Source organism: Rhodococcus sp. BL-253-APC-6A1W, assembly GCF_012843405.1.
Lineage (GTDB): Bacteria > Actinomycetota > Actinomycetes > Mycobacteriales > Mycobacteriaceae > Rhodococcus.
In genome coordinates this window covers 333,559-359,396 of the sequence record NZ_JABAFB010000004.1, presented here as the reverse complement: position 1 = coordinate 359,396, position 25,838 = coordinate 333,559, and the positions used below count along the sequence as shown (strand labels likewise).

22 protein-coding genes are annotated in these 25,838 nt (G+C 67.9%); 13 read left to right on the top strand and 9 right to left on the bottom strand.

Annotated elements, in window-relative coordinates:
* Window positions 1-80 precede the first annotated feature (80 nt).
* A complete protein-coding gene (locus HF877_RS08300; RefSeq protein WP_169620677.1) occupies window positions 81-959 on the bottom strand; it encodes an inositol monophosphatase family protein in 879 nt (292 codons plus the stop codon).
* A 167-nt stretch (window positions 960-1,126) separates the two neighbouring features.
* Between HF877_RS08300 and ppgK the strand changes: the two genes are divergently transcribed.
* Both ppgK and HF877_RS08290 read left to right on the top strand, forming a co-directional pair.
* Entirely contained in the window at window positions 1,127-1,921 is a 795-nt protein-coding gene (gene ppgK / locus HF877_RS08295; protein WP_169620676.1) for a polyphosphate--glucose phosphotransferase, read from the top strand.
* Between the two features lie 133 nt (window positions 1,922-2,054).
* Window positions 2,055-3,428 (top strand): RNA polymerase sigma factor, encoded by a 1,374-nt coding sequence (locus HF877_RS08290; protein ID WP_169620675.1) that lies wholly within the window; start codon window positions 2,055-2,057, stop codon window positions 3,426-3,428.
* Between the two features lie 99 nt (window positions 3,429-3,527).
* Here HF877_RS08290 and HF877_RS08285 read toward each other — a convergent pair whose 3' ends face one another.
* Window positions 3,528-3,872: a DUF952 domain-containing protein gene (locus HF877_RS08285; RefSeq protein ID WP_169620674.1), complete on the bottom strand. Its 345-nt coding sequence runs from the start codon at window positions 3,870-3,872 to the stop codon at window positions 3,528-3,530.
* Between the two features lie 280 nt (window positions 3,873-4,152).
* On the opposite strand from HF877_RS08285, the gene HF877_RS08280 reads away from it, so the two are divergent.
* Window positions 4,153-4,353 (top strand): hypothetical protein, encoded by a 201-nt coding sequence (locus HF877_RS08280; RefSeq protein ID WP_169620673.1) that lies wholly within the window; start codon window positions 4,153-4,155, stop codon window positions 4,351-4,353.
* 98 nt (window positions 4,354-4,451) lie between these two features.
* On the opposite strand, the gene HF877_RS08275 is transcribed toward HF877_RS08280, so the two are convergent.
* On the bottom strand, window positions 4,452-6,179 hold the full coding sequence (locus HF877_RS08275) for a DEAD/DEAH box helicase (RefSeq protein WP_169620672.1): 1,728 nt from the start codon (window positions 6,177-6,179) through the stop codon (window positions 4,452-4,454).
* A gap of 231 nt (window positions 6,180-6,410) precedes the next feature.
* On the opposite strand from HF877_RS08275, the gene HF877_RS08270 reads away from it, so the two are divergent.
* Entirely contained in the window at window positions 6,411-7,706 is a 1,296-nt protein-coding gene (locus tag HF877_RS08270) for a YihY/virulence factor BrkB family protein (protein ID WP_240952122.1), read from the top strand.
* Here HF877_RS08270 and HF877_RS08265 read toward each other — a convergent pair.
* Window positions 7,676-7,915 (bottom strand): DUF3039 domain-containing protein, encoded by a 240-nt coding sequence (locus tag HF877_RS08265; RefSeq protein ID WP_169620671.1) that lies wholly within the window; start codon window positions 7,913-7,915, stop codon window positions 7,676-7,678. The genes HF877_RS08270 and HF877_RS08265 overlap by 31 nt on opposite strands.
* Before the next feature lie 73 nt (window positions 7,916-7,988).
* Here HF877_RS08265 and HF877_RS08260 point away from each other — a divergent pair, with 73 nt between their 5' ends.
* The 3 genes from HF877_RS08260 (at window position 7,989) to HF877_RS08250 (ending at window position 10,989) form a co-directional block, all read left to right on the top strand.
* Entirely contained in the window at window positions 7,989-8,348 is a 360-nt protein-coding gene (locus HF877_RS08260) for a DUF3099 domain-containing protein (RefSeq protein WP_169620670.1), read from the top strand.
* A 27-nt stretch (window positions 8,349-8,375) separates the two neighbouring features.
* Window positions 8,376-9,854, top strand: coding sequence for a class I SAM-dependent methyltransferase (locus HF877_RS08255; protein WP_169620669.1), 1,479 nt, complete (start codon window positions 8,376-8,378; stop codon window positions 9,852-9,854).
* A 172-nt stretch (window positions 9,855-10,026) separates the two neighbouring features.
* Complete coding sequence (locus tag HF877_RS08250) at window positions 10,027-10,989, top strand: sigma-70 family RNA polymerase sigma factor (protein WP_169620668.1); 963 nt, start codon at window positions 10,027-10,029, stop codon at window positions 10,987-10,989.
* 89 nt (window positions 10,990-11,078) lie between these two features.
* Here HF877_RS08250 and HF877_RS08245 read toward each other — a convergent pair whose 3' ends face one another.
* Together HF877_RS08245 and HF877_RS08240 are read right to left on the bottom strand one after the other, a co-directional pair.
* A complete protein-coding gene (locus HF877_RS08245; protein ID WP_169620733.1) occupies window positions 11,079-13,763 on the bottom strand; it encodes a bifunctional GNAT family N-acetyltransferase/acetate--CoA ligase family protein in 2,685 nt (894 codons plus the stop codon).
* Between the two features lie 55 nt (window positions 13,764-13,818).
* Window positions 13,819-15,090, bottom strand: a complete 1,272-nt coding sequence (locus tag HF877_RS08240) for an acetoin utilization protein AcuC (RefSeq protein WP_169620667.1) — start codon at window positions 15,088-15,090, stop codon at window positions 13,819-13,821.
* A 104-nt stretch (window positions 15,091-15,194) separates the two neighbouring features.
* Between HF877_RS08240 and HF877_RS08235 the strand changes: the two genes are divergently transcribed.
* Entirely contained in the window at window positions 15,195-15,881 is a 687-nt protein-coding gene (locus HF877_RS08235; protein WP_169620666.1) for a metal-dependent transcriptional regulator, read from the top strand.
* 52 nt (window positions 15,882-15,933) lie between these two features.
* Complete coding sequence (gene galE, locus HF877_RS08230; RefSeq protein ID WP_169620665.1) at window positions 15,934-16,932, top strand: UDP-glucose 4-epimerase GalE; 999 nt, start codon at window positions 15,934-15,936, stop codon at window positions 16,930-16,932.
* A gap of 1 nt (window position 16,933) precedes the next feature.
* Here galE and HF877_RS08225 read toward each other — a convergent pair whose 3' ends face one another.
* Window positions 16,934-18,061 carry a DUF4192 domain-containing protein gene (locus HF877_RS08225; protein ID WP_169620664.1) on the bottom strand — a complete coding sequence of 376 codons (1,128 nt, stop codon included), beginning with the start codon at window positions 18,059-18,061 and terminating at the stop codon, window positions 16,934-16,936.
* Window positions 18,062-18,209: 148 nt separating this feature from the next.
* Window positions 18,210-19,016, bottom strand: a complete 807-nt coding sequence (locus HF877_RS08220) for a sensor domain-containing protein (RefSeq protein ID WP_346765091.1) — start codon at window positions 19,014-19,016, stop codon at window positions 18,210-18,212.
* Between the two features lie 148 nt (window positions 19,017-19,164).
* On the opposite strand from HF877_RS08220, the gene HF877_RS08215 reads away from it, so the two are divergent.
* The 4 genes from HF877_RS08215 (at window position 19,165) to HF877_RS08200 (ending at window position 24,737) form a co-directional block, all read left to right on the top strand.
* Window positions 19,165-20,109, top strand: coding sequence for a PAC2 family protein (locus HF877_RS08215; RefSeq protein WP_169620663.1), 945 nt, complete (start codon window positions 19,165-19,167; stop codon window positions 20,107-20,109).
* Between the two features lie 191 nt (window positions 20,110-20,300).
* Window positions 20,301-21,338, top strand: coding sequence for an alpha/beta hydrolase (locus HF877_RS08210; RefSeq protein ID WP_169620662.1), 1,038 nt, complete (start codon window positions 20,301-20,303; stop codon window positions 21,336-21,338).
* 76 nt (window positions 21,339-21,414) lie between these two features.
* Window positions 21,415-23,919 (top strand): DEAD/DEAH box helicase, encoded by a 2,505-nt coding sequence (locus HF877_RS08205; protein ID WP_169620661.1) that lies wholly within the window; start codon window positions 21,415-21,417, stop codon window positions 23,917-23,919.
* Between the two features lie 38 nt (window positions 23,920-23,957).
* Window positions 23,958-24,737, top strand: a complete 780-nt coding sequence (locus tag HF877_RS08200; protein ID WP_169620660.1) for a LysR family substrate-binding domain-containing protein — start codon at window positions 23,958-23,960, stop codon at window positions 24,735-24,737.
* Window positions 24,738-24,744: 7 nt separating this feature from the next.
* On the opposite strand, the gene HF877_RS08195 is transcribed toward HF877_RS08200, so the two are convergent.
* Window positions 24,745-25,674 carry a hydrogen peroxide-inducible genes activator gene (locus tag HF877_RS08195; protein ID WP_169620659.1) on the bottom strand — a complete coding sequence of 310 codons (930 nt, stop codon included), beginning with the start codon at window positions 25,672-25,674 and terminating at the stop codon, window positions 24,745-24,747.
* Between the last annotated feature and the right edge of the window lie 164 nt (window positions 25,675-25,838).

Sequence of the window (25,838 nt, the reverse complement as noted above, 5' to 3'; positions counted from 1 at the left end):
TTCGAGTGCAAAAGGGGACGCCGCTCACTATTTCGACGTGACGCGACACAAAGCATATTCGGGTGAACCGGGCGGAATACTCAATTCGGCGCGGCGTCATTTGCGCCTAATTCGGCGAGTAACTCGTTGAAAGCGACCGCAATACCCGGCGCCGCCGCGACGGTGATCTCTCCGGCGTCGCCGAAACCCTCGGGCACCCGTACCGTCGCGCCCGCCTCGGCCGCGACGAGCGCACCCGCCGCCCAGTCCCACGGATTGAGGCCGTGCTCGTAGTGCGCGTCCACGCGACCCGCGGCCACCATGCACAGGTCGAGCGCTGCGGCGCCGATCCGCCGGATGTCGCGGACCCGCGGCAGGAGCGCTGCGACTATCGCGCCCTGATGAGCGCGCCGGCCCGGAGTGTAGGAGAAGCCCGTCGCCACGAGCGACATCCCCAGGTCGGTCACCGGGTTGCATCGCAGCGGCGTCTCCGTGCCGCGCGCGTCCGTGAGGGTCGCGCCCGCGCCCAGGGCAGCCGAGTACATGTCGCCGGACGTGATGTCGACGACCGCCCCCGCGATCGATCGGCCGTCCACCTGCGCGGCGACCGAGACGGCGGACGCCGGGATGCCGTAGACGAAGTTGACGGTGCCGTCGATCGGATCCACCACCCAGCACACTCCGGTCTCCCCCGTGCCGGCCACCTCGCTGCTCCCGCTCTCCTCGCCGAGAAACGCGTCCCCGGGTCGCAGCTCGCGCAAGCGGGCACGGATCAGGTCCTCGCTCTCGGTGTCCGCCACGGTGACGGGATCGGTATGCGTGGATTTCGTGCGGACCGAATCGGTGCCGTCGGATCCGGGCGGGCCGAAGAGTTCACCGCGACGGGCCCGGACATGGTCGGCGGCCTCCCGGGCAACCGTGACGGCCACCTCGCGCAGGGCGGACAATTCCGATGGGGTGGCGTTTCGCTCGGCAGGCATCTCCTCATCCGAACACACCCGCACGCAGGACACCAGCGCACCACTCGCGGCCCGCGGAAACGGAGATGCACCGGTTCGCGACCCCGCGCCGCGACGGACCACACTATCGTTGCGACACAGGCGCAGTCCGGATTCCCCCGGGCCGATCCGAGCGAGAGGAACACGTGATGACCCAGGACACCCCGACGGTTTCGTCGAAATCGGTGCAGTCGTCGAACCTGGGGTTCGGTGTCGACGTCGGAGGCAGTGGCATCAAGGGTGCGGTGGTGGACCTCGACACCGGGGAACTCGTCGGTGAACGCATCAAGATCCTCACTCCGCAGCCGTCGACACCGGATTCGGTCGCCGCGACGGTTGCCGAAATCGCGGACCAGGCCGGATGGTCCGGCCCGGTGGGTGTCACCCTGCCGTCGGTCCTGATGGGGGGAGTCGTGCGCACCGCCGCCAACATCGACTCGTCCTGGATCGGCACCGATGCGCACGAACTGTTCACGGGCGCACTCGGACGGCAGGACGTGTCCATCCTCAACGACGCCGATGCTGCCGGGATCGCCGAAGATCGCTTCGGCGCGGCGAAGGACACCGACGGAGTGGTCATCCTGCTCACCTTCGGTACGGGCATCGGCTCGGCCGTGCTGCACAACGGCGTCCTTCTCCCCAACACCGAGTTCGGCCACATGGAGATCGGCGGGCGCGAGGCCGAACACATCGCGGCGTCCTCGGTCAAGGACAAGCTCGGTCTGTCGTACAAGCAGTGGGCCAAGGAAGTCTCCCGCGTTCTCGAGCACTACGAAGCGCTGCTGTGGCCGGACCTGTTCATCGCGGGAGGCGGGATCAGCCGTAAACATCACAAGTGGATCCCGCTCCTGACCAACCGAACTCCGGTCGTTCCCGCCGAACTGCGCAACGCGGCGGGGATCGTCGGAGCCGCATACGCAGCGAAAACCGGCGTAACACCCTGAGTCGCGCTCATCCTCCCCGGACGGAATCGTTACAATGGTCCTCAGCCGGCCGGAACCGGCCTGATCCCGACAGACCTCTCCGCCGGAACACCTCTGGCGCGACGCCGCACTACCTCGTCACGAAAGGGCGTACGTGGCAGCCACCGACATCCACACCGCTGATTCAGAGAACGAATCCGCACCCGTTGCAGGCGCCTCGGGCGCCGCCGCCGACGCTGACGGCACCGCCGCGGATACCGCGCCGAGCGCCAAGTCGCCAGCGAAGAAGGCCGCAGCAAAGAAGGCTCCCGCCAAGAAGGCCGCAGCGAAGAAAGCTCCTGCCAAGAAGGCCGCAGCCAAAAAGGCTCCCGCCAAGAAGGCCGCAGCGAAGAAGGCCGCCGGAGCGGCCGGCGAGGAAGAGTTCGACGCGACCAGCGTTGCCGATCTCGCCGACCTCGAGATCTCCGAGGGAGAACTCGCCACCACCGAGGATGTCGTGGTGGAAGAGGAAGAGCCCACCGAGAAGGACAAGGCGTCCGGTGACTTCGTCTGGGACGAAGAGGAGTCCGAGGCGCTTCGTCAGGCCCGTAAGGATGCCGAACTCACCGCTTCTGCCGACTCGGTGCGCGCGTACCTGAAGCAGATCGGCAAGGTCGCCCTGCTCAACGCCGAGGAAGAAGTCGAGCTCGCCAAGCGGATCGAGGCAGGCCTCTACGCCGTCTACCGTCTGCAACAGCTCGCCGAGAAGGGCGAGAAGCTGCCCGTCGCGCAGCGGCGCGACATGAACTGGATCTGCCGCGACGGCAACCGCGCGAAGAACCACCTCCTCGAGGCGAACCTGCGACTCGTGGTCTCGCTCGCCAAGCGCTACACCGGCCGCGGAATGGCGTTCCTGGACCTGATCCAGGAAGGCAACCTCGGTCTCATCCGCGCGGTCGAGAAGTTCGACTACACCAAGGGTTACAAGTTCTCCACGTACGCCACGTGGTGGATCCGGCAGGCGATCACGCGTGCGATGGCCGACCAGGCCCGCACCATCCGTATCCCGGTGCACATGGTCGAGGTCATCAACAAGCTCGGCCGCATCCAGCGCGAACTCCTCCAGGATCTGGGACGCGAACCCACGCCGGAAGAGCTGGCGAAGGAAATGGACATCACGCCCGAGAAGGTGCTGGAGATCCAGCAGTACGCGCGTGAGCCCATTTCGCTCGACCAGACGATCGGCGACGAGGGCGACAGCCAGCTCGGCGACTTCATCGAGGACTCCGAAGCGGTCGTCGCCGTCGACGCGGTGTCGTTCACGCTGCTTCAGGACCAGCTGCAGTCTGTCCTCGAGACCCTCTCCGAGCGCGAGGCCGGCGTCGTCCGGCTGCGCTTCGGCCTCACGGACGGGCAGCCGCGCACGCTCGACGAGATCGGGCAGGTGTACGGCGTGACCCGCGAGCGTATCCGCCAGATCGAGTCGAAGACGATGTCGAAGCTGCGGCATCCGTCCCGGTCGCAGGTACTGCGCGACTACCTCGACTGACAGAACAACGAGAACGAGGGCCACCCCGCGGGGTGGCCCTCGTTCTCGTTGTTCACTCCGGCACGCCCCTCGCTGCAGTCCGATGACGACGCCGGACCCTCACAGTCGCGCGAACCGGCCGTCGGCGCCGGGCAGGTATTCGGTGACGGCGACGACCGCACCGACCGGCAGCAGGCCGTACAGGTGCGGGAACCGCATCGACTCGGGGTCTTCGGGCACACCCGGCTCGTAGCGCACCGGGTCGGTGAGCGCCGAGGGGTCCACGTGCAACAGCAGCAGGTCGGTCCGGCCGGCGAACAACCGGTTGGCGGGCAGATGCACCTGCGCGGGCGTCGACAGGTGCACGAATCCGGTCTCGCTCAGCGACAGCGGCGTCAGGGCGCCTGCGTCCCGAGCCCGGTCCCACTCGTCGCGTGGGCAGAGGTGGAGGAGAGTGTCGGTCATCGGCTCATTGTCCTCGTAGCGGTGTCGAATCTCTCCCCGCAGCCCAGCGCTGCCGGGACTCGCTGGTTCGACGCTGCGCTGTCAGCGAACACACCCTGGGACAAAGCTCCACGTCGGGGCCTTTTCGCTGGTCCATGCGTGAACCGCGCCACCATTGGGCACCCCGGGGAACAACGCATCGAAACGAAACGTCTGTCAGAGTAGATCCACCGCGCTACCCCCGGCGCGGCGGACCAGACCCCAGGCACCCGATTTCAGCGGTAGCCAGTTTGGAGGAGTCATGCCCGGTACGTTGACCAGCCCGAAGTTGACCGCTGCAGATCGCTGCGATCGGTGTAATGCTGCCGCTCGCGTGCGCGCCGTCCTTCCGACCGGTGGTGAATTGCTGTTCTGTGGCCACCACGCCAGCGAGCACACCGATCGTCTCCGTGAACTCGGAGCGACGATTGCCACCGAAGAGGAATCCGACGCGACCGTCTGATCCGCCGTCGAGAGCCACACGGCTCCGACATCCGACCCGAAGCGGGCGACCACAGCAGATGTGGTCGCCCGCTTCCGTCTGTTCCGGCTCTCCGTCTGTCACCAGGTCCGCAGGATCGCGATCCGATCTCGCAACTGCTCGACACTGGCCATCGCCGTCGGCGGACCTCCACACTGCCGGCGCAAATCCCCGTGGATCACCCCGTGCGGCTTACCGGTCCGGTGGTGTACCACCGCGACGAGCGAATTGAGCTCACGACGCAACTGCGCCAGCGAATCGGCGGTCGCGACCCGCTCCGTGACCTGAGGGGGAGGTTCGTGCGCGGGAACCGCTTTCGGCTTCTCGAGTTGCTGTTCCTGACGTTGCCGCAGCAGGGCTCGCATCTGGTCCGCGTCGAGCAGGCCGGGCAACCCCAGATAGTCGGCTTCCTCGTCGCTCCCGGAGAACGTGGCGGTGCCGAACGAGGAACCGTCGTAGATCACCTGATCGAGTTCGGCGTCGGCACCGAGCGACTGGAACGCCTTCTCGTCCTCCCCCGGCTCGTCCTTACGGCGGTTGGCGTCGGCGAGCAACTCGTCGTCGAACCCCTCCTTCACCCGGTGGGGTTTGCCGAGAATGTGGTCGCGCTGAGCCTCGAGCTGGCTGGCGAGGTCGAGGAGGACCGGAACGGACGGGAGGAAGACGCTGGCGGTCTCGCCTTTGCGGCGTGCACGCACGAACCGTCCGATCGCCTGCGCGAAGTACAGCGGGGTGGAGGCGCTCGTCGCGTACACCCCCACTGCGAGACGGGGCACGTCGACGCCTTCCGACACCATTCGCACCGCGACCATCCAGCGCTGGGTGCTGGCGCTGAACTCCGAGATCCGCTTCGAGGCGGTGGGATCGTCGGACAGGACGACGGCGGGCGCCTCCCCGGTGATGACCTCGAGCGCTCGGGCATACGCGCGGGCGACTGTCTGATCCGTCGCGATGACGAGCCCACCGGCGTCGGGCATCCCCCCGGCACGCAACTGTTCCAGGCGGGTGTTCGCCGCCCGCAGGACGGCCGGGATCCAGTCGCCCTCGGGATCGAGAGCGGTACGCCACGCTCGCGCCGTCTGTTCGGCGCTCAGCGGCTCGCCGAGGCGTGCGGTGAACTCCTCCCCCGCATTGGTACGCCACCGCGCCTCGCCCGAATAGGCGAGGAACACCACGGGCCGCACCACGCCGTCGGCGAGGGCGTCGGCGTACCCGTAGGAGTGGTCGGCTTTGGACTGCATCAGTCCGTCACCGTTCGGCTCGTACGTGACGAACGGAATGGCGCTGTCGTCACTGCGGAACGGGGTACCGGTGAGCGCGAGACGCCGGGTGGCGTCACCGAATGCCTCACGGATGCCCTCACCCCAGCTCTTGGCGTCACCACCGTGGTGGATCTCGTCGAGTATGACGAGGGTGCGGCGCGCTTCGGTGCGTACCCGGTGTTTGAAGGGGTGCGAGGCCACCTGTGCATACGTGACGACCACACCCTGGAAATCACTCGAGGTCTGGCCCGTCGAGTTCGAGAAATTCGAGTCGAGGGCGATACCGACGCGCGCGGCACCCGCCGCCCACTGATGCTTGAGGTGTTCGGTGGGCGCGACCACCGTGATCTGATCGACGGTGCGGTCGCGCAGCAGTTCCGACGCGACACGCAGCGCGAAGGTGGTCTTGCCGGCGCCCGGGGTCGCCACCGCCAGGAAATCACGAGGCTTGGTCGCCAGGTACTTGGTCAGGGCGCGACGCTGCCAGGCGCGCAGCTGTCCCGCCGGGGCGGAGGTCGTAGCTTGTCCGACGGTTTCGATGCTCACCGGTTTCTCGTGCTCCTTGTCCGCATAGCTCTGATCGACCTCCGCCGGTGCCGCGACGCAGTGCGCCTCGACCGGACGCCGACCGTCATGAAGCCTAACGTCTCCGCGCGCCGATCCCGGTCACGAACCGCGCGCCGACGATCACCTCCGGCGGGATCGTGGCAGACTTTCCCTGCACCTACCGGCCCGGCTACGCGCATGACGGCACGTCGTCGGGAATGCTGGAAGCAGATGAACGACACACCCCGATCCCCCACCTCTCAGCCCCGCGGCCGCCTGCGGCACGCGGTACGCCGGACTGGGCAGGTCATCGGCCACACCCTGGCGATGTCCTGGAATCACTCGATCTTCAGCAAGGCGGCAACCGCGGCCTTCTGGCAGACACTGTCGTTGCCGCCACTGCTGCTCGGGCTGCTCGGCAGCCTCGGTTACGTGGGCGGATGGTTCGGACCCGACACGGTGGACATCATCACCTCCAAGATCGTCACGTTCACCCGTACGGCGTTCAGCGACAGCGTGGTGGACCAGATCATCCAGCCCACGGTCGAGGATGTCCTCAACCGCGGACGCGCCGACGTGATGTCCGTCGGGTTCGTGCTGTCGCTGTGGGCGGGGTCGTCGGCGATTGCCACCTTCGTCGATTCGATCGTGGAAGCCCACCATCAGCAGAACCACCGCAACCCGATCTGGCAGCGCATCTTCGGACTGCTGCTCTACGTGATGTTTCTCATCCTGGCGGTGTTCACCCTGCCGCTCGTCGCTCTGGGCCCGACGATGATCGGCCGGTTGCTGCCCGACTCCTGGTACACGCTCGGATCGAGCATCGTCGACACGTTCTACTACCCGGGTGTCGGACTGCTGCTGCTCCTCGGTCTCACCACGCTCTACAAGGTGGCCCTGCCGAAGTCGCTGCCCTGGCACCGACTGCTCGGAGGTGCGCTGGTCGCCGGCGCGTTCTTCATCGCCGCGAGCGTGGGACTGCGCTGGTACCTGACGATCATCGCGTCGACCGGGTACACCTACGGAGCGCTGGCCGCGCCCATCGCGTTCCTGCTGTTCACGTTCTTCCTGGGATTCGCGGTCGTGCTGGGCGCCGAGTTCAACGCGACCGTTCAGGAGTTCTGGCCGGCGCGTGCGACCAGGATGGAACAGTGGAAAGAGTGGCTGTCGGCGCAGGCCGATCAGGTGCCGTCACCCGAACTCGGTCCGGTCACCAACCTCACGCGGCGGCTCACCGCGGCCAGCCCGATCCGGATTTCCGATCTGTTGCGCCCGGGAGACCAGCAACCCGAGGCGTGCCCGATCGACCGGCACGAGCGAGCCGACACCGACGGGGAGTGCATGGAACTCGAGCGGGGCGGCACGAAAGTCGACCGGCCCCGTCCGGACAGCACCGCACCCGAATATGCAGAAGCGGCCGGGGAAGAGAGTTCTCCCCCGGCCGACGATGCCGATGTACTACCGCTGGATCCGGGCGCCGGAACCGAGCCCGAGGCTCACTCGCCGCCTCTGCGGAGGCCTTCATAGACCTTCTTGCACTCGGGGCACACCGGCGAACCGGGTTTGGGCGATCGCGTCACAGGGAAAACCTCGCCGCACAACGCAACCACGTGGGTTCCCATGACCGCGCTCTCCGCGATCTTGTCCTTCTTCACGTAGTGGAAGAACTTGGGAGTATCGTCCTCGGTCGTCTCGTCGGGGGTGGTATCCGGCCGTTCCTTGGTATCCGTGCTCACGTATCCATGATGCCGCACGACGGCCGAGGATGCGCGTGTGCATCTCGGGACCTGTCGTGGGAAGGTGGAGGCTATGGCAAGAACTTCAGGTTTCGGTGGATCTCCCGACCACGGATCGCCCGATAACCCGGTTCTGATCACGGAGGCGTCGGCGTCTCTCGAGGACCAGCACCGAGCGCGGGTCCGCAAATACCTCACGTTGATGTCGTTCCGTATCCCCGCGCTCATCCTGGCGGCGATCGCGTACGGCGTCTTCGAAAACCCCTGGATATCGATGGCCATCATCGGCCTGTCGATCCCGCTCCCCTGGGTCGCCGTGCTGATCGCCAACGATCGGCCGCCGCGCAGCAAAGACGAGCCGAGCCGCTGGGACGGCCGTTTCGACACGAACCCCGCCATCGAGGCACCCGACCGCCGGGTCATCGACGGCTGACGCACGACGCCCTGCGAGAATGCCGGGGTGGACCGCGACCTGCTTCTGTCGATCTGCCCTGCCCTGCGCACGGCGCTGAACCGATCCCGCTACGACCTCGACGCCGTGCGGGAACTGCTCGGGCCCGAGGCGCACGCCGCATACGGTCGCGGGGAGCCGGTACCGGCGCGCCGCGCGGCCCGCGGGGCCGGTGATCTGGGCCTGCTCGTGCGCCTGTTCCTGTTGCAGGACACCTGCCCCGAGCACGACGTGGCACGCGCGCTCGCTCCCCTGTCCCCGGCCGCCGCGATCCGGGCCGGACTACTCGAACGCGACGGTGACGGCGTGCGCGCCGCACTCGACCTCCGCCCGTTCGACGCCGGGACCGGCACGCGGTGGTTGCTCTCGGACCTCGACGGCTCTCTCCGCCCCACCGTCACCCGCCCCGACCACGTTCTCGGCGTCGGGCAGGCCTCCCTGTCGCTGCTCCACGCCACTCCCACCGACCGGGTCGGATCGGTGCTCGATCTGGGCACCGGATGTGGCGTCCAGGCGATCCGCGCCGCCGAGTACGCGGACACGGTGACCGCAACCGACATCACGCCGCGGTGCCTGACCCTCACCGCCGCCGGCGCGGCGCTCAACGAGATCGACCTGGAACTGCTCGAGGGATCGTGGTTCGAGCCGGTCGCGGGCAGGACATTCGATCGCATCGTCGCGAACCCGCCGTTCGTGGTGAGCACCGGCGACGTCGAGCACAGTTACCGGGACTCCGGGATGGATCTCGACGGCGCCAGCAAGCTGATGGTCTCGCAGGCGGTCCGGTATCTGAACCCCGGTGGAACCGCTGCGATGCTCGCGTCGTGGGTGCACGTCGACGGTGAGGACTGGCGGGTCCGCGTCGCCTCCTGGCTCCCTGCGCACGGCGTCGACGCCTGGGTCGTCCAGCGAGACGTCGCGGACCCCGCGCTCTACGTGGGGACGTGGCTGCGCGACGGCGACGCCGACGAGCGCGACCCCGACGGTGCAGCCCTCGCCGAGCAGTGGCTCGACCACTTCGAACGCAACGGCGTCGAGGGCGTCGGGTTCGGATTCGTCTATCTGAGGCGGACCGACAGCCCGTCGGACGTGCTCGCCGAAGACCTACGGCACGGATCCACCGATTCCCTCGGGGACGAGGCGATCGACTACTTCCGGCGCGTCGAGTGGCTCCGGAACCACGATGTGCTCGGCGCGCGGTTCACTCTGCGGCCCGACACCGCCCTCGAGCGGGTCTATCTTCCCGGCGCGGAGGGCTGGAAAGAAGCCGTCGTCCGCGTGCACCGCGGCAACGGACCCGGGTGGCAACACGAGATCGACGACCTCGCCGCCGCGCTGCTCGCAGGATTCCGGGCCGACGGATTGCCGTTGGAGGACCTGGTGACGTTGCTTGCCGCCGCACACGGGGAAGACGAGGACGCGCTGACAACGCACGCCGTCTCGCTCGTCCAGGGTCTGGTCCGGCACGGACTGGTCGAACCGGCCTGATTCCGGCGTCTGCGGCGGTGGCGGGTTCCGCCTGGACGATCTCTCAGGAACTTCTCAGGACGAGCGGCAGGTTTCCGCAGGTCAGTGCGGTCGTGCTCACAGTCTTACGGGAACTATCGGTGGGCTTCCGAGCGTTGAAGCTTGTAAGACACCACCGATGAGGAGGCACGTCATGGCACGCCCCGCAACAACCGCTCGCGTCGATTCGGACATCGACAGCCAGAGCCCCGCCGCTGATCTCGTCCGCGTTTATCTGAACGGGATCGGCAAGACAGCTCTGCTGACGGCAGCCGACGAGGTGGAGCTGGCCAAGCGGATCGAGGCCGGTCTGTATGCCAAGCACGTGCTCGAGACCAAGAAGCGGCTCACTGCTGCGAAGAAGCGCGACCTGTCGATCGTCGTTCGCGAAGGCCAGGCCGCCCGCAGCCATCTGCTCGAGGCGAATCTGCGTCTCGTGGTTTCGCTCGCGAAGCGGTACACCGGACGTGGTATGCCCCTGCTGGACCTGATCCAGGAAGGCAACCTCGGCCTGATCCGCGCGATGGAGAAGTTCGACTATGCGAAGGGCTTCAAGTTCTCGACCTATGCCACGTGGTGGATCCGTCAGGCCATCACCCGCGGCATGGCCGACCAGAGCCGCACGATCCGCCTGCCCGTCCACCTCGTCGAGCAGGTCAACAAGCTCGCCCGGATCAAGCGTGAGTTGCACCAGCAACTCGGCCGGGAAGCCACCGATGCGGAACTGTCGAGCGAATCGGGCATCGCGGTCGAGAAGATCGCCGATCTGCTCGACCACAGCCGCGACCCGGTGAGCCTCGACATGCCGGTCGGCAACGACGAGGAGGCGCCGCTCGGTGACTTCATCGAAGACGCCGAAGCCACGTCCGCCGAGAACGCCGTCATCGCGGGACTGCTGCACAGCGACGTCCGGACCGTGCTGGGCACGCTCGACGAGCGCGAGCAGCAGGTAATCCGCCTGCGGTACGGCCTCGACGACGGACAGCCCCGCACGCTCGACCAGATCGGCAAGCTGTTCGGGTTGTCGCGCGAGCGGGTCCGGCAGATCGAACGCGAAGTGATGAGCAAGCTTCGCGAGGGCGAACGCGCAGATCGCCTTCGCGCATATGCCAGCTGACCGGGCGCGTCAGCGGTAAAAGATCCCCGAGGACCGGGCTGGGTCCTCGGGGATCGTCTTGTCTGTGGGGCGCCCCCGCGGATCGGCGGTCAGCGCAGGCGCCGGGGCCCCAGATCGAGCGGGTGCGGTTCCGGGCCGACCCGCACGTGGGCGTCGGTCAGTTCCACACCCACAGGGGACGCGAGCAGCGGCTCACAGACGAGATCGCGCACCTCGGGCAGATCGTCGGCGAGAGCCGAGATCCGCTGGACGAAATCCACCAGCGCCGCCTTGTGCACCGGGGCCGCGTTGCGGTAGCCGGAGAGCAGCGGTGCGGCCTTCGGTGCGTCGATCAGTTCGGCCGCTTCGTCCTCGGTCAGGGGCAGCACCCGGTACGCCCGGTCGCCGAGAAGGTCGGAGATGACACCGGCGAGGCCGAACGAGATGAGTGCGCCGAACGACGGATCGTCCTGCACGCGGATCGCACATCCGATGCCTTTGACCGCCATCTTCTGCACGTGCAGCAGCGGCTCGCCCGACATCGCCGCAAGGTCGCGGTACGCGATCCGCACGGATTCCGCGTCGACGAGATCGAGCCGTACCCCACTCAGGTCGGGACGATGGCGCCACTGCGCCCCGGTGGCTTTCACGGCGACCGGAAAACCGATCTCCTTCGCCGCCGCGACCGCTTCGGACTCGGTGGTCACCGCCCGGAAATCCGCGACGTGCACGCCGTAACACGCCAGTAGCAGCGCCGCCTCCGTGTCGGACAGGTACCTGCCCTCGGGAGTGGTCTCGAGCCACCCCTGGACGAGCGCGCGGGCCCGGTCGGGATCGATCCCCGCCGGGCGCACCACCTGCGACGGCGGCCTGCTGCGCCACTTCGCATAACGCCATGCCCGCGCGAGCGCCTTGGCCGCACGCTCGGGCCCCGGGTACGACGGCACCGACCCGCGGGTGGGGTTGCCGGCGGAATCGCGCACGGCGAGAACATCCGGGATGCCTTCGGTGGCGAGGAAGGTCGTCACCACGGGCTTGTCGGATCCGGAGACCGCATCGCGCAGTGCCTGGGCGAACGGTTGCACGTCCACCGCGACCGGTGGCACGAACACCGCGATCACCGCATCGATGCTCGCCGAATCCAATGCGTGCGCCACGGCCTCGGCGAACTCGTCCGGGGTCGCTTGCGGCCCGAGGTCCACCGACTCCGGTGCCACGAGTCCTTCACCGCGTGCGGCGTCGACCGCGAGCACACCGAGAGCCGTGGAATTGCCGATGACGGCGACCCGCGGGCCGGCGGGGAGCGGCTGATACCCGAAGAGCAGAGCCGAGTCGAACAGTTGCGCAATGGATTCCACCTGCACGACACCGGCCTGTTCGAACAGACTGCGCACCATGGTGTCGTCCATTTCGCCGGTACGTGCCGCGAGGGCCGGCGGTACGGCATGGCGTCCGCTCTTGACCGCCACGATCGGTTTGCTGCGCGCCACCCGGCGGGCGATCCGCGAGAATTTGCGCGGGTTGCCGAAGCTCTCGAGGTACAGCAGCACCACCTCGGTCGCCGGGTCGGTGTCCCAGTACTGCAGCAGGTCGTTGCCGGACAGGTCGGCGCGGTTGCCGGCGGAGACGAACGACGACAGGCCCACCCCGGTCTTCGCGGCCTCGTCGAGGATGGCGATACCCAGAGCGCCCGATTGGCAGAAGAAGCCGACGTTGCCGAGCGACGGAAGTACCGGTGCCAGGGTCGCGTTGAGCAGAATCGACGGATCGTTGTTGGCCACGCCGAGCGCGTTCGGGCCGATCAGCCGCATGCCGTGGGAGCGGGCGGCGAGGGCGAGTCGCCGTTCCGCGTCGCGACCCTCCGGCCCGGTTTCGCCGAATCCGGACGAGACGACGAGCAGCGCCTTGACGCCTTTGGCGAGACAGTCGTCGAGTACGGCGTCGATGGACTCGGCGGGCACCGCGGCGATCGCGAGGTCGACCTCGTCCGGGATGTCGCGGACCGTGGGGTAGGCGCGCACCCCCCGCACCGATCGGTGTTCCGCGTTGACCGGGTACACCGGTCCGGTGAACCCGCTGCGCAGCATGTTCACGAGCACCGCATTACCGACCTTGCGGCTGTCGGTGGACGCACCGATCACCGCGACGCTGCCGGGGCCGAGGATGTTGCGGACGCTGCGCGCCTCGGCGGCGCGTTCGCGGGCGTTCCGCACCGAGACGAGCGCTTCGGTGGGGTCGATGGCGAACTCGAGTCGCACCACCCCGCCCTCGAAACTGCGGCTGACCTGGTATCCCGCTTCGCGGAACACCGTGATCATGTGCCGGTTCTCGGCGAGAACCTCCGCGACGAAGGTGTGCAGGCCGTTCTCGGCTGCCGCACCCGCGAGATGCTCGAGCAGGATCGGCCCCAGACCGCGCCCCTGATGCGCGTCGGCGACGGTGAACGCGACCTCGGCGGACAACCCGTCCCCCTCGTCCGGGAGTCCTTCGTACCGCCCGACCGCGATGATCTCGTCGCCGAGCAGCGCCACGAACGCGACACGGGTGTGGTGATCGACGACGGTGAACCGGAACAGGTCCTTCTTCGAAATCGTGGGATACGGCCCGAAGTACCGCAGGTACCGGGTCCGTTCCGACAGTTTGCTGTGGAACTCCACGATGCGGTCGGCGTCCTCGGGGACGATGGGCCGCAGATGCACGACGCCGCCATCGGAGGCCAGGACGTCGGCGACCCAGTGACGGGGATAGTCCCGGGCGACGCTGAGCGCGCGCTCGCGTGCCGCATCGGCAGCGATCTCCGCCTCGCTTTTCCCGGACTCGAGGCCCGGGTCCGCCGGTACTTGCTGGGATTCAGTCACGCGGGTCCTCCGGATCCAGGCCGAGCAGCGGGAACGCCGATCGGCGTGTGGCGATGATCCCCGAGTCGATACGGGTGAGCGCCCGATCGAGAGACGCCACCCCGGTTTCCGGGGTACCTCCCGGGCCGTCCCAGGGAAGGTAGGACACGTCCGAGTCCTCCCCCATGACGGTCGGCAGATCCACTCCGGGTGCGAGGGCGCCGACCCGTTCGCGCCAGTCTTCCGGAACGGCGGTGGTGGGGTCGATCTCGCGGTCGAGCGCCGCCGCGATGAGGTGGGTCCATGCCCGGGGCACGACGCGAACCAACCCGTAACCGCCGCCGCCGACTGCGAGCCAGCGGCCTTCGCAGTGCCGGTCCGCGAGATCACGCATGGCGAGATAGGAGGCCCGCTGACCGTCGACGGTCAGCGCCAGATCTGCGAGAGGGTCCTCGCGGTGACTGTCGGCGCCGCACTGGCTGATGAGGATCTGCGGGCGGAACGCAGCGAGCGCTCCGGGCACCACCGCGTGAAAAGCCCTCAGCCACAAGGAATCGACAGTGCCGGGCAGAACCGGCATGTTGATCGAGGTCCCCTCGGCCTCACCCGAGCCCACCTCACTCGACCATCCGGTGTTGGGCCACAGCGTCGCGGGGTGCTGGTGGAGAGAGATGGTGAGCACCCGCGGGTCGCCGAGAAAGGCGTGCTGGACTCCGTCACCGTGATGCGCGTCGACGTCCACGTAGGCGATGCGGTCGTAACCGTTGTCGAGAAGCCAGGAGATCGCGATCGCGGCGTCGTTGTAGACGCAGAATCCGGCGGCCCAGTCGGCCATCGCGTGGTGCATTCCCCCGCCGATGCTCACCGCGCGCAGGGTCCGGCCCGAGGCGATCTCCCGGGCGGCGGCGAGTGTGCCGCCGGCGAGGGTGGCACTCGCCTCGTGCATGCGGGGGAAGATCGGATTGTCCTCGGTACCCAGGCCGTGCGGGGCGTCGGCGACGGCAGCGGTACCGGGGGCGACCGCGCCGGCCCGTTTGACGGCATCGAGGTAGGCCGGGGTGTGGATGCGCAGCAGGTCCACATCGTCCGCGGGAGACGGATGGACCGTCTCGACACCCTCGAGCAGACCGATACTCTTCGACAGCGCCATGGTGAGATCGAGCCGCGTGGGGTTCATCGGGTGTGTCGGGCCCCACCGGTAGTCGAGGTATTCGGGGCTCCACACCACCACTCGATCGCCGCCCAATTGTGTCGTACCGCCCTCGGCGGTGGAGCTAGTGGTCATGAACACAGACGCTACTGGTCCGGGATGGGACGCGCGAGCAACCAAGGGCGCCCCCACCGCCCTATTCGCACGGTTAGAATCGGCGCAGACGAAGGGGTGTGAGAGTGAAGGACCTGGTCGATACCACGGAGATGTATCTCCGGACGATCTACGATCTGGAAGAGGAAGGCGTCGTGCCGTTGCGTGCGCGCATCGCCGAACGCCTCGAGCAGAGTGGACCCACCGTCAGCCAGACGGTCGCCCGCATGGAGCGGGACGGCCTGTTGCGCGTCGCCGGCGACCGCCATCTGCAACTGACCGAGAAAGGCCGCGACCTCGCGGTGTCGGTCATGCGCAAGCACCGTCTCGCGGAGCGACTCCTCGTCGACGTGATCGGCCTCGACTGGGAGAACGTGCATGCCGAGGCGTGCCGTTGGGAGCACGTGATGAGCGAGGAGGTCGAGCGGCGACTGGTCGAGGTGCTCAACAACCCGACGACGTCCCCGTACGGAAACCCGATCCCCGGCCTGGCACAGCTGGGCTTGGACAAGGATGCTGCTCCCGACGAGAAGCTGGTTCGGCTGACGGAGATTCCCGCCGGTAAACCGACCGCGGTCGTGGTGCGTCGGCTCGCCGAATACGTGCAGTCCGACCCCGATGTCATCGCGCGCCTGCGTGAGGCCGGAGTCGTCCCGGACGCGCGCGTTACAGTCGAGACGCGCCCGGGCTCGGTGACCATCACCGTGGCCGGGCACAACAGCTTCGAGCTTTCCGACGAGATGGCCCACGCCGTGCAGGTGAAACAGGTTTGATGCAGACCTCTTCACAGGCCCGCGGCGGGCCTGTGAAGAGGGGATCCACAGCGTGAGACTTCTGGTGACCGGCGGTGCCGGGTATGTGGGCAGCGTGTGCAGCACAGTGCTGCTCGAACAAGGCCACGAGGTGGTTGTGGTCGACGACCTGTCCACAGGCAACGCCGACGCGGTCCCCACCGGTGCCGAATTCGTCGAAGGCGACATCGCGACGGTCGCGACCGAGGTCCTCGGCTCCGGTGACGACGGCCCCCGCTTCGACGGCGTGCTGCACTTCGGCGCGCAGTCGCTCGTCGGCGAATCCGTCGAACACCCGGAAAAGTATTGGCAGGGCAACGTCGTCACAACCTTGACGCTGCTCGAGGCGATCCGGCGATCGCGCACTCCCCGTCTGGTGTTCTCGTCGACGGCGGCGACTTACGGTGAGCCCGACGAGGTACCGATCGTCGAGGACGCACCGACGAGACCCACCAATCCGTACGGCGCGTCCAAGCTGGCCATCGATCATGCGATTTCGTCGTACTCCCACGCGCACGGTCTGGCGGCGACGAGCCTGCGGTACTTCAACGTCGCCGGGGCGTACGGCGGTGCAGGTGAGAACCGGACGGTGGAGACCCACCTGATTCCCCTGGTGTTGCAGGTGGCGCTCGGGCAGCGAGACCACATCTCCGTGTTCGGCACCGACTGGCCCACCAAGGACGGGACCGCGGTGCGCGACTACATCCATGTCAAGGATCTCGCCGACGCGCATGTCCTGGCGCTCACGCGGTCGGAACCGGGTCGCCACCGCATCTACAACCTCGGCAGCGGTGAAGGTTTCAGTGTCCGAGAAGTGATCGCTGCGTGCGAACGCGTCACGGGACTGCCGATCGCGTCGGTCGACGCCCCCCGCCGGGCCGGCGATCCCGCGGTGCTGATCGCGTCGAGTGCTCGGGCGATGAACGAACTCGGATGGGCTCCGAAACACACCGATATCGACGAGATCGTCTCGGACGCCTGGGAATTCACCAAGAGCCTCGGCGATCGCTCGCACGCCGCACGTCGCGGCTGAGTCACCGGGCAGGTCCGTCCTGCGGTAGTGCGACACCCAGTCTCGCGGCGATCTCGTATCCGGTCGCTGCGAGGCTCCTGATCGCGTCAGGACGCAACCCTGCCTGCAACGCCTGATCGAGTAGATCGGAAAGCCGGTGTCGCGGATCGGATTCCAGCGCGACCCCGAGAGCGACGCCGGCGAACGGCCCGTCGCCGCGCACGTACGCTCCGAACGCCACCAGTGCGGCCGCATCGGCGCGTTCGGGGTCGGGCAGGGCGCGTACCAGATCCACCCAGAGGCGTTCGGCGGCGCCCGCCCACGGTCCTGTTGCGAGGGCCAGCGCGGCGTCCCGGACGGTCCGGTTCGCAAGGATCACAGCCAGTTCGGCGCATTCCCCCGGCAGCAGATGTTCCCCGTCGCGGCCCGGGAGGACCAGGGCCAGGAGGGTTTCCAGTTCGGCCCGGTCGGCGGCGGCGGATCCTCCGCTCCGTTCGGCACGCTCGTACGCGAGGTCGCGGGCGTGCACGGCCGCGTCGAGCCTGCTCGCGACGTCGGCGCGGAAACTCGCCGGGTAGGGCTCGAGGAGTGTGGTGAGTTCGCTGCGAGTTCGCCGGATGGGGTTGCCGTCGAACACCCGGGTGGCCGCCACGACGGAGGCGTCGGGGTCGGGCACCGTCCCGGAATCGTCGCGACCGGGAACGAACCACGTTGCGCCGGCATCGATGGCGGGGACCGCGAGCGCACCGCCGAGCACGATGTCGGCGGTCGCGAGATAGGCGGCGAACTCCTCGAGGAGGGCGTGAGCACGGCCGGCGGCAGGTCCGTGAGGGTCCTGAAGCCTGTCGTCGACGAGGATCGCGATCACCGAGTCGGCTTCCTCACGTGCGCACACGGCACGGAACCGGCGGAACGCCTCGCGCATCGGGTCCTGCGTCCCGTCTCGGGGTCCGTCGAGTAACAGGTCGTGCCGCATCACCGCTCCGATCGTGGCGGCCCCCGTCTCACCCGGCCGGGTTGTCACGGGCGAGAGGCTGAGAACGACGAGGGAGCGCGCGGGACGGAACCCGAGCAGCGCGGGCACCGCTGCGATCAGGTCTCCGATATCGGTGAGGCGGAGCGGGCGTGAGGACGAGGTGGGTGTGGTCATGCCCGAACGGTCTCCCGGCCCGAGGACAGGTCCGGTGCCTCCGGGGCTCCATCGGTGCGCTCTGGGGATCGACCCGCGCTCTGTGGACAACCGCGCGGCGTGCCGGTACCGCCGCGGACGCACGTGGCCGGCGCGTGGGTACCCGCGTCTACCGTGGCCGGGCTTCGAGCGCGTACCGCACCGCGTCCGCGTAGACCCGATCGACGTTCTCGGCGTCCGCGGCGCCCGATTCGAACGACATGTACGTCACCAGCACGCGCACGTCCCCGAGTTGGGCGGTATGCGTGAGTATCGACTGAGCGAGAGCGTCCGGGCCTTCCCCCGAGGTGATCGTCCGGGACAACGCCAGTGTCTCCGAGCCCGGGACGAGCACCGGCGGGTCGGGTTCGAGCGCCGTGGTGACGGTCGCGGTGACGCCCCGGTGGGTGGCCTCGACCCGCGCGCACTCGACCAGGTGGCGACGGTAGTCCGCGAGGGGCTCCGCCGGGGTCGTCACTTCGACGCTGAGCGTGGCGCGGCCGCCGGTGTCGGTGCCGACGGCCATCGCCGTCCCTCCCGGCCCGTAGTCCTGCGGCGGCGGCAGGCAGCCGCCTGGGTTCACGCGGGCACCCGGTGGGATCCCGGTGAGGTCCGGCGCCGCCTGCGCCACCGCCTGCGGGGGCAGGACCACGGCACTGTACGGCTCCGGGAAGCGGTCGACCGGCAAGAGCAATTCGGCTGGGGTGCTTCCGCTACCGGGAGCGGCGCCGGGTGGCGGCGCCGCGGTGGCCGGCGGGCTGCCGGTGTGCGGCGTGGCCTCGGGGCGTGCGACACCGGAAATGCTGGTCGTGCACGCTGCGACCAGGACTGATGCGCCGGTGAGGAGTATCGCTGCCGTGATCGTGCGGCGCGCGGCCGGGCGGGGCGGGCGAGGGTCGTCGGCGGTCCTGCACCGTGGAGCGTCGCACTTCGCCACCCGAACCTCCGTCGTCCACAGTCCAGCGGGGCCCGGACCCGGGAAATCGCCACCGCCGCTTCAATTAGACTCGGACACCACCATGCCACGCCGGTGCTGCACCGGCGGGAAGGCTACGACGGCGGAGTGTGATCGGAGTGGTTCCCCAATGGACGAGCAGTCCCGGATGTACGAGCTGGAGTTCCCGGCTCCACAACTCATGACCACCGACGGGCAGGGTCCGGTTCTCGTTCACGGCCTCGAAGGGTTCGCGGACGCCGGACATTCGGTCCGGCTGGCCACCACGCATCTGAGGGAGACGCTCGAGACCGAACTCGTGGCGTCGTTCGCGGTCGACGACCTCATCGACTACCGCTCCCGGCGACCGCTGATGACCTTCAAGTCGGACCATTTCTCCGACTATGCGGCCCCCGAGCTGAACCTGTACGCCCTCATCGACAATGCGGGAACTCCGTTCCTGCTGCTTGCGGGCAGCGAACCGGATCTCAAATGGGAGCGGTTCATCACCGCGGTGCGCCTGCTCGCCGAGCAGTTCGGCGTGCGGCGCACGATCGGCCTCAACTCCATCCCGATGGCGACACCGCACACCAGGCCGCTCTCGGTTACCGCCCACTCCACGAACAAGGACCTCATCGCCGGCCACCACCGCTGGTCCGGTGAGTTGCAGATTCCGGCGGGGGCGTCGTCGCTGCTCGAGCTCCGCATGGCGCAGCACGGACACGAGTCGGTGGGATTCTCCGTGCACGTGCCGCACTACCTGGCACAGACCGACTACCCGGCGGCCGCCGAGACGCTTCTCACCCACGTGGCGGAGATCGGCGATCTCGACATTCCGCTGCAGGCACTCGACGAGGCCGCGGCACGGGTCCGTGAGCAGATCGACGAGCACATCGAGGGCAACGAGGAAGTACAGGGAGTGGTGCAGGCCCTCGAACGGCAGTACGACAGCTACGTGGCCGCGCAGGAACAGCAGACCTCTCCCCTGCCGACCGACGAGAATCTGCCGACCGGCGAGGAACTCGGGGCGGAATTCGAGCGCTTCCTCGCGGAATACGACCAGCGCGGCGACGACGATACCGATCAGTCGCTCTGAGCGGAACGGGGCGCGTCACGACGCGGCGGGTCCACGGTGGGACGTTTCATGACCGTTACGATCGTCGCCCATCGCGTCACATACACTCGGTACGCTCTCGCGGCATGCAAGAGTGACTCCGGGCGGCGATTACCGTCAGGTCGAGAAACCGGCCGTACGTAGGTGCCTCCCCACGTCGGCAGGAGACGGTGATGACCACAGCGCGTCCGAGGAAGCTCCGCCCGGTTCCCGACAAGGAACCGCGCATGGTCTTCCGCACGATCCACGGCTACCGGCGCGCGTTCCGGATGGCCGGCAGCGGGCCTGCGCTGCTGCTCATCCACGGTATCGGTGACAACTCGTCGACGTGGACGGACGTGATTCCGCACCTCGCCGAGAAGTACACCGTGATCGCCCCCGATCTGCTCGGCCACGGCCGATCGGACAAGCCGCGAGCCGACTACTCCGTCGCCGCGTATGCCAACGGCATGCGTGACCTGCTGTCGGTGCTCGGGATCGACAAGGTTACGGTCGTCGGCCACTCCCTCGGCGGCGGAGTCGCGATGCAGTTCGCGTACCAGTTCCCGGGCAGGGTCGAGCGACTCGTGCTCGTGTCGTCGGGCGGCGTCACCAAGGACGTCCACCCTGTCCTGCGCATGGTGTCGGTACCCGTCGTCAGCGAGGTGCTCAAGCTCCTGCGCATACCGGGTGCGATGCCCGCCATGAGGCTTGCCGGCTCCGCGCTGGGCCAGCTCAACAAGTCGCCGCTCAAGCCCGGCGCACTCCTGCACGACGCCTCCGACCTGGTACGTATCCTCGGCGAACTTCCGGATCCGACGGCGTGCCAGGCCTATCTGCGGACCCTGCGGGCGGTTGTCGACTGGCGTGGCCAGGTGGTGACCATGCTCGACCGCAGTTACCTCACCGAGGATCTGCCGGTGCAGCTGATCTGGGGCGACCGCGACAGCGTCATTCCGGTGGGGCACGCTTACCTCGCGCATTCCGCGATGCCCGGTTCCCGGCTCGAAGTGTTCCGCGGCGCCGGCCACTTCCCGTTCCGGGACGATCCCCTGCGTTTCCTCCGGGTCGTGGAGAACTTCCTCGACAACACCGCTCCCCTGCAGTTCGACGAGGAGAGCTGGCGGAAGCTCCTCGTCTCCGGGGTGAGCGAATCGCGCATCACCGGCGGCCCGGCCACCCGCATGGCCGTGCTCGACGTGATGGAGTCCGACGAGCGCAGCGCCACGTAGCAGGCCTCGCGGTCCGCTGCCGCGACGGAACGGCAGCGCGGAAAGGCCCTCGCCACCGGGCGACTAGCCTGGAGCAGTGCTGCTTCCCGATCTGATACCCGACCCCGTCGACGACGACACCCTCTTCGACGCCTTCACCTCCTGGACGACGGATCGGGGACTGTCGCTCTACCCGGCGCAGGAGGAAGCGCTGATGGAACTCGTGGGCGGTTCGCACGTGATCCTCGCGACGCCCACGGGGTCGGGCAAATCGATGGTGGCGATCGGAGCCCATTTCTTCGCGCTCGCGGCCGGCAAGCGCACGTTCTACACCGCACCGATCAAGGCGCTCGTCAGCGAGAAGTTCTTCGCATTGTGCGAGGTCTTCGGAGCCGACCGGGTCGGGATGATGACCGGCGACGCCTCGGTGAACCCGACCGCCCCGATCATCTGCGCGACCGCGGAGATCGTCGCCAACCTCGCGCTGCGTGAAGGCCCGGACTCGGACATCGGCCAGGTGGTCATGGACGAGTTCCATTTCTACTCCGACCCCGACCGTGGATGGGCCTGGCAGGTGCCCCTCATCGAACTGCCCCACGCGCAGTTCCTGCTCATGTCCGCGACCCTCGGGGACGTGTCGTTCCTCCAGAAGGACCTCACTCGTCGCACCGGGCGCCCGACCGTCGAGGTCTCGGGGACCGAGCGACCGGTGCCCCTGACCTTCTCGTATTCGCAGGCCCCCATCGGTGAAGCGATCGAAGAGCTGGTCACCACTCACCAGGCACCGGTGTACGTCGTCCACTTCACCCAGGCCGCCGCGCTCGAGCGTGCCCAGGCACTGACCAGCGTCAACATGTGCACGAAAGCCGAGAAGGAGGCGATCGCGGCCGCACTCGGCGAATTCCGGTTCTCGACGGGATTCGGCAAGACCCTGTCCCGGCTCGTGCGGCACGGCATCGGCGTCCACCACGCGGGAATGCTGCCCAAGTACCGGAGATTGATCGAAAAGCTCGCGCAGGATGGTCTTTTGAAGGTGATCTGCGGCACCGACACGCTGGGTGTCGGAATCAACGTTCCGATCCGCACGGTGCTGCTCACCGGACTGACCAAGTACGACGGCACCCGCACGCGGCAGCTCAAGGCGCGTGAATTCCACCAGATCGCGGGCCGCGCCGGCCGGGCCGGGTACGACACCATGGGCACGGTCGTCGTGCAGGCGCCCGAGCACGAGATCGAGAACGTCCGGGCCCTCGCGAAGGCGGGCGAGGACCCGAAGAAGCGCCGCAAGGTGCAGCGGAAGAAGGCGCCGGAGGGGTTCGTCTCCTGGGGTGAGGGCACGTTCGACAAGCTCATCGTCGCGTCGCCGGAACCGATGCAGTCGCGGTTCGCCGTGAGCAACTCGATGCTGCTCAACGTGATCGCGCGGCCCGGCAACTGTTTCGACGCCATGCGGCATCTGCTCGAGGACAATCACGAACCCCGGCCCGCGCAGCGCAAGCACATCCTCAAGGCGATCTCCCTCTACCGGGGTCTGCTCCAGGCCGGTGTGGTCCAGCAACTCGACGAACCCGACGAATACGGCCGCAGGGCCCGGTTGACGGTCGATCTCCAGCGCGATTTCGCGCTGAACCAGCCGTTGTCGCCTTTCGCACTGGCCGCGATCGAACTGCTCGACATCGATGCTCCCGGCTACGCCCTCGATGTCGTCTCGGTGATCGAATCGACGCTCGACGATCCCCGGCAGATCCTCATGGCGCAGCAGCACGCGGCACGCGGGGAAGCCGTGGCCCAGATGAAGGCCGACGGTATCGAGTACGACGAGCGCATGGAATTGCTGGAGGAGGTCACCTGGCCGAAGCCGCTCGCCGAGCTGCTCGATCCGGCGTTCGAGACCTATCGCGGGGGCCATCCCTGGGTGTCGGAGACGCCGTTGTCCCCGAAATCGGTGGTGCGCGACATGATCGAGCGCGCGATGACCTTCTCCGAATTGGTGAGCCACTACGGTCTCGCGCGATCGGAAGGGCTCGTGCTGCGGTACCTCGCCGACGCCTACCGCGCGCTGCGCCAGACGGTGCCGGACGTGGCGCGCACCGAGGAACTCGAGGACATCATCGAGTGGCTCGGTGAGCTCATCCGGCAGGTCGATTCGTCCCTGCTCGACGAATGGGAATCGCTGACGAACCCGGGTGTCGAATCGGACGACCAGCAGGTCGCGTTCGGGGCCGACGTTCCGCGGCCGCTGTCCGCGAACACGCGTGCCTTCAAGGTCATGGTCCGCAATGCGATGTTCAAGCGCGTGGAACTCGCGGCGCGCCGCCGTTGGTACGACCTCGCCCAGCTCGGTGACGGTCTGGATGCGGAGGACTGGGAGGACCTCCTCGAGTTGTACTTCGAGGAGTACTCCGAGATCGGTACCGGGCCCGACGCCCGTGGGCCGCAACTCTTCTCGGTGGAGATGGACACCGACGTGTGGCGGGTCCGCCAAACGCTGCACGATCCTCAGGGCGACCACGGATGGGCACTGCTCGCCGAGGTCAACCTCGCGGAGTCGGATGCGGCAGGCGAGGTGGTGTTCGACGAGTTCGAGGTGGCAGAGGGCTGACGCGGTTCGGGCACGCGCCGTACCGGTAACCTGACCAGGTGAACGAAGAGTCCGCGCAGGCGTTCCGGCTGGCCTATGTCCCTGGGGTCACCCCCACCAAGTGGGTCCGGGTGTGGATCGAACGTATGCCGGACGTCCCGATCGAACTCGTCCCCGTGGAACCGACGGCGGGCGCCGACCCCCTGCGGGACGGAAGCGCCGACATCGCTCTGCTGCGCCTGCCGCTCGAGCGGGACGGACTGTCGGTGATCAACCTCTACACCGAGGCATCCGTGGTGGTTGTTCCGAAGGAACACGCGATCGCCGCCGTCGACTCCGTCTCCGTCGCCGATCTCGCGGACGAAACGGTGCTGCACCCGCTCGACGAAGTGCTGGACTGGGCCACCTTCCCCGGCGAAGAGGCGTTCGAGCGACCCGCCGACACGGAGACCGCGATCTCCCACGTGGCCTCCGAGGTCGGTGTGCTCGTCACTCCTCAGTCGCTCGCCCGCCTCCACCATCGCAAGGACCTCACCTACCGGCCCGTCACCGATGCGCCCGCATCGCAGGTCGGGCTCGTGTGGATGACCGAGAACACCACCGATCTCGTCGACACGTTCGTCGGTATCGTCCGCGGCCGCACCGCCAACAGTTCCCGGGGACGGCAACAGGATTCGGAAACCCCCGCGGAGAACACCAAGGACCGCAAGGGTCCTCGGCGCGGGGAACGACAAGGATCCCAGCCGCGGCGCGTCGTCGGCGACAAGAAGCCCAAGGCACGAGGCGGCAAAGCCACCCGGCCCAAGGGTTCGGGCCGGCCCCGCAAGGGACGCGGCTGACGCGCACTCAGGCGATGGGACGGACCTGCGGAGGCAGTTGCATCCTGATGAGATCGGCCAGCGCCCGATAGTCGGCCGCGCGGGCGGTGGACGACCGGACGACCAGCCCGACGGTGCGGCTCGGCGCGGGAGATGCGAAGTACGCCATCGCAAGATCTCCGCGCGCCGTCTCGACCGGAATCGACGACGCGGGAACGAGCGTGATCCCCAGTCCCCCCGCGACGCACCGCACGACGGTCGCGAGGGATGTCGCGCGGGTGTCGCCAGCCACCGGCCGGGCGTCGACGGACCGGCACAGATCGAGTGTCTGGTCACGCAGGCAGTGCCCCTCGTCGAGCAGCAGCAAGGGGGCGTTGTCGAGAGCGGAGAGCGGCACGTCCGTACGACCGGCCAGCTCGTGCCCCTTGGGCACGACGAGCACGAAGTCCTCGGAATACAACGGCATTTCGACCACCCCGGAGATGTCGGAGGGCAGCGCCACCACCGCAGCGTCGAGTGTCCCCGCCCGCAGCGCTCCGAGCAGCCGCGCGGTCTGGTCCTCGACGACGTGGAGCACCAGGTTGGGCATCGTCACACCGAGCGCGGGAAGCAGATCCGGCAGCACGTAGGGGGCGACCGTGGGTATGAACCCCAGACGGAGCGGGCCGGACAATCCGTCGGAGGCGCCGGCGGCCGCGGCGACGAAACCGTCGGCCGCGTCGAGGATCACCTGCGCCTGCGGCAACAATCGCGCGCCCGCCGGAGTCACCAGCACGCGACGGGTACTGCGCTCGATCAGGTGGACCCCGAGACCGTTCTCGAGGGCCGCCAACGCCTGAGAAAGAGTGGGCTGGCTCACATTCAATCTCGTAGCCGCAGTACCGAAATGGCGATACTTCGCGACTGCCACGAAGGCACGCAGCTGCGACAGGGTGGGTTGATAACTCTGATCGGACACGCCTATCAGTCTAGTGCCACCAATCACCTTTACCTTTTGAAAGGTTTCCGGCATGATGGTTTTCATACCGGAGAACGGTCCGACAGGATCGTCCGGTAACGCATGATTCCGTGCCGACCGGCGCGGAAGCGCGTGATCGACTCGCTTGTTTACGACTTATCGAG